The following is a 10310-nucleotide window of genomic DNA, read 5'->3' on the forward strand; positions in this document are numbered from 1 at the left end:
AGATATAAAATTGTTTAGGCAACTATAAGCATGGCAAGTATTAACCCTGCAACGTGTAAAAGGTAAAAAGATATGAGAATCAACCGAACTTTAGGGGCGGGAAGAGTGCTGGTCGCCCTCTTTCTACTCTCTTTCCTGGCCGCTTCGGCGCAACAGCCCGTGTCGCTCGACTCGTGCCGCCGCATGGCTTTGAAGAACAACAAGCAACTGCGCATTGCCGAGGAGAAGGTCAAGGGTGCAGGCTATACCAAGAAGTCGGCTCGGGGAGCCTATTTCCCGGGAATCGATTTCAGCGGTACCTATATGTATAACCAGAAATCCATCTCGCTGCTCGAGGAGGATCAGTATCTGCCCACCAAGAGCTTCGACCTGGCTACTCAGGAGTATAAATATAATGTGGTGACCAACCCGATGACGGGTGAGCCCATCTTGAACAACGGGCAGCCCATTCCCCAGACCGTAGCGCTCATCCCGAAAGAGGCTTTCGAGTTCGATGTGCACAATGTCTACGTCGGTCTGGTTACCCTCACGCAGCCCATCTTCATGGGCGGTAAAATCAAGGCGTTGAACGACATCGCCAGCTATGCCGAAAAACTGGCCGTCACGCAGCGCAACACGGCCGAGAAGGAGATTGTCTATCAAACCGACGAGGCCTACTGGCAGGTGGTATCGCTCGTGCATAAAAAGCGGTTGGCCGAGAGCTACACCGCCCTGCTCGACACCCTCAACCGCCACGTGCAGGATATGATCGAGGAGGGGGTAGCTACCCAGTCCGACGGCCTCACGGTAGCCGTGCGGCTCAATGCCGCGCAGATTACGCTGGCCAAAGTCGACAACGGCCTGGCCCTGTCGCGCATGGCGCTGGCCCAGATTTGCGGGTTGCCGGTAAACTCGGTATTTACGCTCGAGGACGAGTCGCTCGAGCGGGTAGAGCCGCAGGAGCAACCGCTCGCCTACGATATGGACGAGGTGTTCAGGAACCGCAACGAGGTTCTCAGTCTCGACTATGCCGCCAAGATTTACGAGAAGAAGAAAAACCTGGCTCTCTCCGACATGTTGCCCAAGCTGGCGCTGGTCGGCACCTACTCATTCTCCAATCCCAACGCCTTCAATGGCTTCAAGAACGAGTTCAACGGCATGTTCAGCGTGGGGGTTATGCTCAACATTCCCATCTTGCACTGGGGGCAGAACTACAACAAGATACGGGCGGCCAAGAGCGAGGCTGTCGTAGCCAAGCTGCAACTGGCCGACACGAAAGAGAAAATCGAGTTGCAGGTCAACCAGGCCGCCTTCAAGGCTTCGGAGGCTTACCGCACCTACCGCATGGCGGTGAAGAACCTCGAGAAAGCCGACGAAAACCTGCGCAATGCCCAGGTGGGTTTTGAAGAGGGAGTGCTTACCACGACCAACGTGCTCGAGGCCCAGACCGCCTGGCTCGAAGCCCAGTCGGAGAAAATCGATGCCGAAATCGACACCCGCTTGTGCGAGGTCTACCTGGCCAAGGCTTTGGGAACCATGAGATATTGAAAAAGAAAATAAAAAAATAGCAAAACAAGATTTACGATGGAAAATCTAAAAGAAAAGAAAGAACGCAGTTTGGTCGTTGGACTCATTGCTTTGATTGTCATTATCGTTGTTTTGGCCTTGATCGGATTGTTCCTGCTCAAACCCGAACCCCAGATTATCCAGGGGCAGGCCGAAGCTACCCAGGTGCGGGTATCGGGCAAACTGCCCGGGCGCGTGGTCGAGTTTATGGTCGAGGAGGGACAGCATGTGAAGGCCGGCGATACGCTGGTGCACATACACTCGTCGCTCGTCGAGGCCAAGCTCTCGCAAGCCGAGGCCATGGAGTCGGTGGCTCAAGCCCAGAACAAGAAGGTCGACAAGGGTACCCGCATCGAGTTGCTCAACTCGGCCTACGACATGTGGCAGCAGGCTCAAGCCGGTCTTACGATAGCCAAGAAGACCTATGACCGCATGGAGTCGCTGTATAAAAAAGGTGTAGTTTCGGCTCAGAAACGCGACGAGGCCGAAGCCTCGTACAAGGCGATGGTCGCTACCGAGAGTGCCGCCCGCTCGCAATACGAGATGGCCAAGGCCGGAGCACAGGTCGAAGACAAGGCTGCTGCCGCTGCCATGGTTGCTGCCGCCCGGGGCAGTGTGGCCGAAGTGGAGTCGATACTTGACGACTCTTACCTGACGGCTCCCACCGATGGCGAAATCTCCGACATATTCCCCAACGTGGGCGAGCTGGTGAGCCTGGGAGCTCCTATTATGAATGTGTTGAAACTCGACGACATGTGGGTTTCGTTCAACGTGCGCGAAGACCTGCTGAAGGACCTCACGATGGGGGCCGAGGTGCGTGCCGTCATTCCCGCACTCGGCAACAAGGAGGTTACCCTCAAGGTATTCTACATTCGCGACATGGGCTCCTATGCCGTATGGCGGGCCACCAAGGTGACGGGGCAGTACGATGCCAAGACCTTCGAGGTGAAGGCTCGTCCCGTGGAGCCGGTCGAGAACCTGCGTCCGGGCATGTCGGTACTGTTGAAACGCAATAAGTAAGCCGGATTCCGGCACACGTTTAACGTCGGGAGATTGTTATATGACAGAACAAACGGAAAATAGAACAGGCTTGTGGGCAAGCATCGTCAGGGAGATGCGGCAGCTCGTGTCGCGCCCCATCTATGTGCTGTGCATGGTGGTGGCTCCGCTGTTTTGCTGCCTCTTCATGTTCTCCCTGATGCACGAAGGGCTGCCCCACAAGATACCGGTGGCCATTGTCGACCAGGACCACTCCAACTCGTCGCAAGACTTCACCCAGCAGTTGGGTGCTCTGGAGTCGGTCGACGTGCTCTACAAGCTCAACAGCTTTACCGAGGCCCGCGAGTTGATGCAGTCGGGCGACATCTTCGGCTTCCTCATGATTCCCGAGGGGTTCGAGGCCAAGGCTACGGCCGGACGTCAGCCCGAGATTTCGTTCTACACCAACAACGCCTATTACATACCCGCTTCGCTGCTCTACAAGAGTTTCAAGACCATGTCGGTGTTGGCCTCGGGGGCGGTCGTGCGGCAGGTGCTGCTCGCTACCGGGGTAGAGGAGTCGCAGATTATGGCCAAGTTGCAGCCCATTGCCACCGATATGCACGCACTGGGCAACCCGTGGATCAGCTATTCGGTCTACCTCAACAACTCGTTCCTTCCCGGTCTGCTGCAGTTGATGATTCTGCTGGTGACGGTCTTCAGCATCGGGTCCGAAATCAAACGCTCCACCGCTCGCGAGTGGCTGCGCACGGCCGACGACTCGATTATCGTCGCCATTACCGGCAAGCTGGTGCCCCAGACCATCATCTTCTTTGCCATGGGGCTCCTCTATCTGGCCCTGCTGTACGGCTACCTGCACTTCCCCATGCAGGGGAATATCTGGCACATGATTGCAGCCATGTTGCTGCTGGTGGTATCGACCCAGAGCTTTGCCGTCATCATCATGAGCATAGCCCCCTCGTTGCGCATCGGGTTGAGTGCCGCCGGTCTGGTGGGGGTCTTGTCGCTCTCCATTGCCGGCTTCTCGTTCCCGGTACCGGCCATGTATCTGCCTTTCCAGGCCATGTCGTATGTGTTGCCCGTGCGCCATTACTTCTTGATTTATGTCGACCAGGCACTCAACGGCATACCGCTCTACTATTCGCGTTGGCACTATGTGGCGCTCATTCTCTTTGCCGTAGCGTCGACCCCGTTGTTGCCCCGGCTCAAAAAGGCCCTCATGCGGCAGGTATATGTACCGTGATGTAAAAAACAGATTGCTATGAAATTTTTCCACTCCATAAGAATAGGATTGGCCGACATCTACTACATCTGGCGGCGGGAGTACCGTGCCGTCTTCCAGGATTTCGGGGTTATCCTCTTTTTCTTTGCCTTGCCCTTTGTCTATCCCATCGTCTATGCTGCGGTTTATAATCCCGAGGTGGTACGCGATGTACCTATGGTGGTGGTCGACAATGCCCGCACCCCGTTGAGTCGGAAGTTGGCTCGCGAGATGGATGCCACGCCGAACGCCCGTATCGTCTCCTACTGTGCCAACATGGATGAGGCCAAGCGCATGATGCACGAGAAGAACTGCTACGGTATCTTGTTTATCCCGAGCGACTTCAGCCAGAAGATCGAACGGGGCGAGCAGAGTGTCGTATCGTTCTATTCCGATATGAGTATCCTGCTCAATTACAAAGGATTCCTCATTGCACTCACCGATGTGACCATGAATCTGGGCGGCCGGTTGCAAACCCAGTCGTTGGGCGGTGCCACGCAAGAGCAGATCAACGTAGCCACTCAGCCCATTCCCTACGTCTCGGTCAACCTCTACAACCCCGAGTCGGGTCTGGCCTCTTTCCTGCTGCCCGCCATCCTGATACTCATCCTGCAGCAGAGTCTTATTTTGGGTATCGGCATGCTGGCCGGGGGAATCTACGAGCACCATCAGCTGCACCTCTTTTACAGCGGACGCGAGCACATGCACAACAACGTGCTGCATCTGGTCATAGGCAAAGCCTTGTGCTACTTCAGCCTCTATGTGTTGTGTACGGCCTACATCCTGCACTTCATACCGTGGCTGTTCAAGTTCCCGCAGATAGGCAGTCAGGTCGAAATCTATTCGTTTGCCGTGCCCTTCCTGCTCTCGTCGATATTCTTCGGCATGACCCTCTCGGTCTTTGTGCGTGAGCGCGAGAGCTCGTTCCTGCTCTTTGTCTTCACCTCAGTCATCTTCCTCTTCATTTCGGGTATCACCTGGCCGCGCTACGCCATGCCCGAGTATTGGCAATGGCTGGGAGCCATCATCCCATCGACGTGGGGTATCGAAGGCTTTGTGCGCATGAATACGGCCGGGGCCGGTATCTATGACGTGCGCCATGCCTACACGATGTTGTGGATACTCACAGGAGTCTATTTCGTTACTACCTGTCTGGTCTATCGGTACCAGATATGGAAAGACAAGAAGCGGGGCCATTCGGGTGTACTCGAATCGGAATAACTCGCTTTACGAAAGTAACTCCATCACGGCGGGCTGGCTTCTCTGGTAGAAGTCGGCCCGCTGATTTTTTTATAAAAATGGACGGTTCTTAAGCAGATTTTGATAAATTATCATTACCTTTATCGCCCTTTTCCAAAAACAAGAAAACTTAAATAAAACAATTTATGAATCGTATTTCACACAATCGTTTCGGGCTTGCCATGGCTGCTTGCCTATTTTCGCTCTCGTTGTGGGCCGAGATTCCTGCCGGATATTACGACGATGCCATCGGAAAGAGCGGAGAAGCTTTGCAGAAAAGTTTGTCGGTCATCTTAAATAATGCAGATAATGTTGGTTACGATGGCTTGTGGGAGGTTTACAAAACGACCGACCGCCGGCCCGACGGAAAGGTGTGGGATATGTATTCCGATGTAACCGATTTTACTTTTGGAACTGATAAGTGTGGAAATTATAAAAATGAAGGCGACTGCTACAACCGGGAGCATTCGGTGCCCAAAAGTTGGTTCAACGATGCGTCGCCCATGTATTCCGATGCCTGGCATATCTATCCTACCGACGGTAAGATAAACAGCTATCGCAGCAATAACCCCTTTGGCGAGGTTGGCTCGGGTGCTTCGAGTTCGAAAAACGGTTTCTCCAAGTGGGGCAAGTGTGTAACGCCCGGATATTCCGGTACGGTGTTTGAACCCAACGACGAGTATAAAGGCGACTTTGCCCGTACCTATTTCTATTTTGCTACGCGCTATCAAAACCGTATCAACAACTGGGGCGGTATCTTCGTGTCGTCCTATCCGCATATCGTACAGTGGCAGCTCGACATGCTGCTCCGTTGGAACGAGATGGACCCCGTGAGCCAGAAGGAGATTGACCGCAACGAGGCCGTGTATGCATCGAAGCAGGGCAACCGCAACCCCTTCATCGACTATCCCGAACTGGTCGATCTGATTTTCGGCGACCGTCGTAACGAGCCTTTCTCGCCTGCGGGTGAGGAGACTCCCTATATCGAGGCTCCTCAGGGAGGCTCTACCATCGACCTGGGTGTTGCCTCGGTCAATGTATCCGACCCCGTCACCATGCAGATTCAGGTGAAGGGCCGCAATATCGAGGGTGAAGTGTCGCTCGAGATTGGCGGAACCGACAGCGAGTGCTTCTCGGTCAATCCCCGTACCCTCACGGCCGATGCCGTCAACAACGGAGCTACGGTCGAACTCTCTTACCACTCTACGGTAGTAGGCTCGCATCGGGCTACGCTCGACATCACGGGTGGAGGCATCTCGTCGGCTGTGGTAGTCAACCTCACCGGTCAGGCCATCGACGACTTTGTGGCTCTGCCGGCCAAGGAGATAGGCAAGACCTCGTTTGTGGCCGCCTGGACTCCCAAGTCCGAGGCTACCGACTATGAACTGAATGTGTGGTACGACGACTATTCGTCGAGTTCGCCCGAGAAAGAGATATTGAATACCGTATTCTCGTCGAAACCCGATACCTGGACATACGAAGGGTATACGGCTGTCGAGAATGGAATGCTTCGTTTGGGTTCGGGTAGCAAAGATGGCAGTGCCACCTCGCCTGCCATGGATCTCTCGGCTGGTGATGCCTCGATAACGGTAGTAGCCGAGCCTTATCACAACGACCAGTCGGTAATCTATGTTTCGGTCGATGGGCAGGAGATCGGCCAGATTACCCTCGACGGGACTACCACCACGACTATTCCCGTGAAGGAAGGCACTGCCGCTTCGACCATCACCCTGATGGCCGAGAGCGACCACCGGGCCTACCTGCACAGTGTGGTGGTGAAGAGCGGTGGCGGATTTACACCGGTTACTCTCGACGGCTATCCCCGTCGCGTGGGTAATGTGACCGAATACGAGGTGACCGACCTCACCCCGGCCGTACAGTATCACTACACCGTTACCCCCTATGTGGGCGACGAGGCACAGACAGTCTCCAACACCGTATCGGTAGCCACGTGGTCGGCTGCCGTCGACGAGGTAGCCAGCGATCATATCCTTATCTATACCTCGGGTACGACGCTGTATATCCTCAATGCCCCCATGAATGCGGTAGCCCAATGGTACACGATGGACGGCCGTCTGTGTGGCTCGCGCGTGCTGCACGGCGAGGAGTCCGAATGGGAGTTGCCCGAGGGTCTCTTCATCGTGCGGGTGGTATCGCGTACCATGCAGAGCACGGTGCGGGTACGTAGCGCTCAATAAAAACGAATTGAAACAGGGGAGAGCTTCAAGCTCTCCCGCTTTCCTTAATTTTAATCTTGACAGCCATGAAAAATAGAAAATTTATCCAGATAATTTTAGTGGCAATGGCAATCTTCTCCCTTGGGTCTTACCTGAGGGCCGAGGTGCCTGCCGGCTATTATTATGCCGCCGACGGCAAGAGTGGAGCCGAGTTGAAAACCGCCTTGCACCAGATAGTGAGTGCCATGCACACCCTCGACTATGGCAGTGGCGAGGGGGCTACCTGGGAGGGCTTCTCGCGCACCGACCGCCTCGACGACGGCCGTGTGTGGGACCGTTACTCCTCCGAGGTGCGCTATTTCGATGGCTACAAGGCGGTCGACGGCATGCACATCGAGCACTCATTCCCCAAGAGCTGGTGGGGTGCCTACGAGAACAACGCCTACCGCGACCTGCATCACCTCTATCCGGCCGACGGCTCGGCCAACTCGTCGAAGAATAACTTGCCGCTGGGCGAGGTTACGGGTACTCCGGGCTTCGACAACGGCGTTTCCAAAATCGGGTATAACGGTTTCGGTACCGACTATACCGACCGCTGTTTCGAACCGGCCGACGAGTACAAGGGCGACTTTGCCCGGGCCTACCTCTATGTGGTCACGGCCTACGAAAATCTGTATGACTATTGGCAATCGCCCATGGTCGACAACAATACCTATCCGGTGTGGAAGAATTGGGCCCGCGACCTCTTGCTCGAGTGGCACCGGCAGGACCCGCCGAGCGAACGTGAGATGGCTCGCAACGACTCGGTCTATACCATACAGGGCAATCGCAACCCTTATATCGATTACCCCGACCTGGTCGAATATGTGTGGGGCGACCACGTGGGCCAGGCTTACGCTTTCCCCGAAGAGACGGCCCCCTTCCTGGCGATGCCCCGCTACGGCGAGTCGGTCGACATGGGGGTGATTCTGGCGGGCGACAGCCGCTCGGCACAGCTCGAGATTCTGGGCGACAACCTCACCTCTGCCTTAAGTATCGCTTGGACTCAAGGCCATATATTCTCCTTGTCGGCCACGACACTTTCGCCGCAACAGGTGAGCGACGGGTATAGCCTCGAAATCGCCTGCGACCGTCCGGTACAGGGCGAATATCGCGACACCTTGACCATCGTGGGTGGAGGTCTCGAGCGGCAATATCGCATCCCCGTGCAACTGATTGTGGTACCCTCGTTCATCGTTACTGGTGCTACCGACATCACGGCATCCGAAGCTACGGTGCAATGGGTCAACTACCCCTCGGCTACCGACTACCGGGTATCGCTCTGGCGGGGCAATACGTCTGCCGGCGATCTCATCATCTCGGCCTATGTCGAGGGCTCGAGCTACAACAAGGCCATCGAACTCTACAACGGCACGGGCGCTCCCGTTGACCTCTCGGCATACAGCCTGCGCATCGAGTCGAACGGCGGCGGCAGTTTCTACAACGATACCCCGCTGGGCAATGCCGTATTGCAGAATGGCGAGACCTGGTTGCTGCTGAACGAGCAGTCGACCGACGCCACGCTCCGCGCCAAGGCTTCGCAGATGATTCCCGGCGGAGAAGATTCGCCGCTCAATTTCAACGGCAACGACGCTGTGGCACTCTGCCGCAACGGCATCATCATCGACGTGGTAGGTTTTGCTGGCGAAATAGCCTATTGGGGACAGGACAAGACCCTCTATCGCCAATCCCGCGTTACGCACCCCTCGGCCGTATACGACCCGAGCGAATGGACCGAAGCACCCAAAGACGACTTTTCGCAACTGGGCAGCTTTGCGATGCAGTTCGATGCAGAGCGCGAATACATCTGTGACGGAGAGTCGGCCGGCCTCGGTCTGGAATATCGTTTCACCGGACTCCGACCGTTGACGCGCTACACCTATCGGGTCGATGCCGTCACCCCCTCCGCTACCGTTGCTGCGGCATATAGCATGCAGTTTGTTACCGATTCTCTCGAGACGCCCCAACTGCTCGATGCCTCCGAAGTGACCGATACCTCCTTCCGCATCAACTGGGAAGAGGTGCAGGCCGCCGACGACTACGAGGTGCTTTGCTTTACGCAGAGTGGCGAGCAGCACACCGTGACCGAAGGTTTCGACAACGTGGGCTCCAAGGGCGAACCTTTGCCCGACGGCTGGAGCGGCAATGCGAGCGGCAACTACACCTCGGCGGCCAGCAGTGGCCAGTCGGCACCCTCGGTAGCCCTGAAGGCAACGGGCGAATACCTGTGTACCCCCACCTATCCTCAGGGCATCGTCTCCTTCTCGTTCATGTACCGCTTCGCCTCGTCGGGTTCCGGCTCCTATGTGGTGGTCGAGAAACAGGTGGGCGGCAACTGGGCGTCGGTCGATACCCTGCGCTACGTCAATACGTCGAAATATTATCCGAGCTACACCTTCTCGATTGACGAGGGGGTAACGGCCATGAAGATAACCTATGCCCACAAGGCAACCGGCAACGTGGCTATCGACGATGCCACGATTGTCTATGGCGACTATCTCAATACCGTCCACACGCAGGAGCGGATAGGGCAGGTCACCTCGTATGTGGTTCACGATCTCGAGCCGTTGAGCGAGTATCACTATCAGGTGCGGGCTCTTTGCGACGATGTGGTTTCGCCCTGGTCGCCGGTGCAGAGGGTGACGACGGCCGAGTTCTCGGGCATGGCCCGACCTCAGGCCGATACCCCGCGAGTCTATGCCGCCGACGGTCGGGTGGTTGTCTCCGGTCTATCGGGCCGTGGGCAGGTTGCCGTATATAATCTGTCGGGGCAGCTTCTCTATTCCGGTTCCGTAGATGACCGTGACGAGATAGTTGTCGGATTGAATCGAGGCATCTATTTGGTGCGCGTGGTCGACTGCAATCAAATATACAATTATAAGGTCGGTTTGTAAAATGCAGACCAATAGGTGATTGATGGCATCCTCGAAAATTTTTTAGAAAAAAAGTCCTCAAAAAATTTGGAGGGAATATATAAAAACGCCTACCTTTGCATCGCTTTTCGAAAGAACACCGGGTCAACCGGAGCGAAAACGGAGGGCACAGTTCAT

Annotated in this window: 6 protein-coding genes; all 6 read left to right on the forward strand. The window is 55.8% G+C overall.

Going from position 1 to position 10310, the window contains the following annotated elements; genetic code table 11:
- Positions 1–72 precede the first annotated feature (72 nt).
- The 6 genes from B5F38_RS06450 to B5F38_RS06475 all read left to right on the forward strand — a co-directional run bounded on the left by B5F38_RS06450 (position 73) and on the right by B5F38_RS06475 (position 10154).
- Positions 73–1527: a TolC family protein gene (locus B5F38_RS06450; RefSeq protein WP_087408474.1), complete on the forward strand. Its 1455-nt coding sequence runs from the start codon at positions 73–75 to the stop codon at positions 1525–1527.
- 36 nt (positions 1528–1563) lie between these two features.
- The gene (locus tag B5F38_RS06455; RefSeq protein WP_087408475.1) at positions 1564–2565 is read left to right on the forward strand and encodes an efflux RND transporter periplasmic adaptor subunit; all 1002 of its coding nucleotides are present in this window, start codon (positions 1564–1566) and stop codon (positions 2563–2565) included.
- A gap of 40 nt (positions 2566–2605) precedes the next feature.
- Complete coding sequence (locus tag B5F38_RS06460) at positions 2606–3787, forward strand: ABC transporter permease (RefSeq protein WP_087408476.1); 1182 nt, start codon at positions 2606–2608, stop codon at positions 3785–3787.
- Positions 3788–3805: 18 nt separating this feature from the next.
- Positions 3806–5026, forward strand: a complete 1221-nt coding sequence (locus B5F38_RS06465; protein WP_087408477.1) for an ABC transporter permease — start codon at positions 3806–3808, stop codon at positions 5024–5026.
- A 164-nt stretch (positions 5027–5190) separates the two neighbouring features.
- The gene (locus tag B5F38_RS06470) at positions 5191–7242 is read left to right on the forward strand and encodes an endonuclease (RefSeq protein ID WP_087408478.1); all 2052 of its coding nucleotides are present in this window, start codon (positions 5191–5193) and stop codon (positions 7240–7242) included.
- 65 nt (positions 7243–7307) lie between these two features.
- On the forward strand, positions 7308–10154 hold the full coding sequence (locus B5F38_RS06475) for an endonuclease (RefSeq protein WP_087408479.1): 2847 nt from the start codon (positions 7308–7310) through the stop codon (positions 10152–10154).
- The last annotated feature ends 156 nt before the right edge of the window (positions 10155–10310 follow it).

It is taken from the genome of Barnesiella sp. An22 (genome assembly GCF_002159975.1).
Classification (GTDB): domain Bacteria; phylum Bacteroidota; class Bacteroidia; order Bacteroidales; family Barnesiellaceae; genus Barnesiella; species Barnesiella merdigallinarum.